Origin of the sequence: Streptomyces sp. H27-H1, from assembly GCF_026627445.1 — a bacterium.
GTDB lineage: Bacteria > Actinomycetota > Actinomycetes > Streptomycetales > Streptomycetaceae > Streptomyces.
The window spans coordinates 1-1395 of the sequence record NZ_JAPNLJ010000141.1 but is presented as its reverse complement, the minus strand read 5'-3'; the positions used below and the strand labels follow the sequence as shown (position 1 = coordinate 1395).

Annotated in this window: 1 protein-coding gene and 1 pseudogene; one reads left to right on the top strand and one right to left on the bottom strand. The window is 66.9% G+C overall.

Annotated features, from left to right (window positions below):
* Positions 1-536 precede the first annotated feature (536 nt).
* Positions 537-692, top strand: a complete 156-nt coding sequence (locus OTB20_RS42155) for a hypothetical protein (protein ID WP_267825181.1) — start codon at positions 537-539, stop codon at positions 690-692.
* Positions 693-1052: 360 nt separating this feature from the next.
* Here OTB20_RS42155 and OTB20_RS42150 read toward each other — a convergent pair.
* Positions 1053-1270, bottom strand: a pseudogene (locus OTB20_RS42150) (integrase core domain-containing protein); the annotation flags it as partial.
* Between the last annotated feature and the right edge of the window lie 125 nt (positions 1271-1395).

Sequence of the window (1395 nt, the reverse complement as noted above, 5' to 3'; positions counted from 1 at the left end):
GCTGAGAGTACTTCATAAATCCTGAAGTTATTTCACTGAGCCCCGGGCTGCTGAGAGAGGGACGAACCCCCTGGCCAGCAGGCCGGACTCTCTCCGGGGCTCAGGGGAACACGCGGGATGTCGCACAGATGCCTGGCCCAACCGCGAACTCGCACCGCTCCTGCTGACGGCCCTCGAACACCACACCGACACACAGGCCCTCCCTACACTACGAAGCCGCGGCTCCGGCCGGGCAACGCCCCGCCCGTCGGCGCGCCCCGCCAACCGCCTGGACCGCCGCGCTCGCGAAACTGTGCCGGCGGTGCGCCACAGGGCTGGCCCGGACCCTTACCCGCCGGGCCCAGCGCATCCCAGCCTGCACCCCGTCCGCGGGAGACGGTCCGGTTCATGAAGTGCGCCCGTGGCCGGCGGGTACTTCCGGCTGACTGGGTCATGCGACGGCCGAGATTTAGACACCCCACCCCTATTTGTCTGATATACACCTTGTGTGTGGCTGGCTGCAGTCAGGCAGCCCGCCGTTCTGAAAGGTGACACAGATGTCGGAAATGTCGCGCGGTATGCAGGATGCTGCGGAGAAGGTCAAGAAGATCGAGACCAACATCAAGTCCGCGCCCGAGGACTGGAGCAAGAAGCAGGAGACCACCGAACTCCTGCGCGAGCTCAAGACGACCGTCGAGCAGCAGAACCGCTGACACCCGGCAGCACAATGGCCCTGCGCCCACCTGCTTGTGTGCGGGAGGAGAGCGCAGGGCCGTTGCGGCAGCCGGCGCTGGCCGCGGGCCGGGCGCACAGCCGTGCGCCGGGGTGCATGAAGGCGACGTGCTGCTGCGGCAGCAGGCCATTGACGCTTCTATGTCAAGCAGCGAGTTGGTGCTGATGTGGTGCTGCCAGGAGGCTCGGTCTCGGACCATCGCGCGGTGGATGATGTCGATCAGATGGCGCTTGAGTATGCGGCGAGCGCCTCGGGCGCCCTTGGTGGGCGTGTGGCGGGCCAGTAGTTCCCGTGCATCAGGGTGGAACGGGCATTGACCCTTGATCGTGGACACCGGTTGTTATGCGGCGGTGGCCAGCGTAGTTGATCGCTGTTCGTAGTCGTGCGGAGCGATCTGGCCGAGGCGGGAGTACCGGCGGCGGGTGTTGTAGCGGGTCGCCCATCGGAAGACCGCGAGTCGGGCCTCACGGTTCCGTTCCAACGTTTCCGTCGCTGGAGTGTCTCGCGCTTCATGGTCGCGTTCAGGCTCTCCGCGGCGGCGTTGTCCGCGCTCGTGCCCCGTTACCTTTTTCGTGGCCCCGCAATGGGGCTCCTGGCCCCCGGGCCCGGCATGACTGTGTGCCCCCTGCCGAAGGCATGGCCTGGGGGGTGGTGTCACCGGGTCTGGGGCACCGCTTGACCGC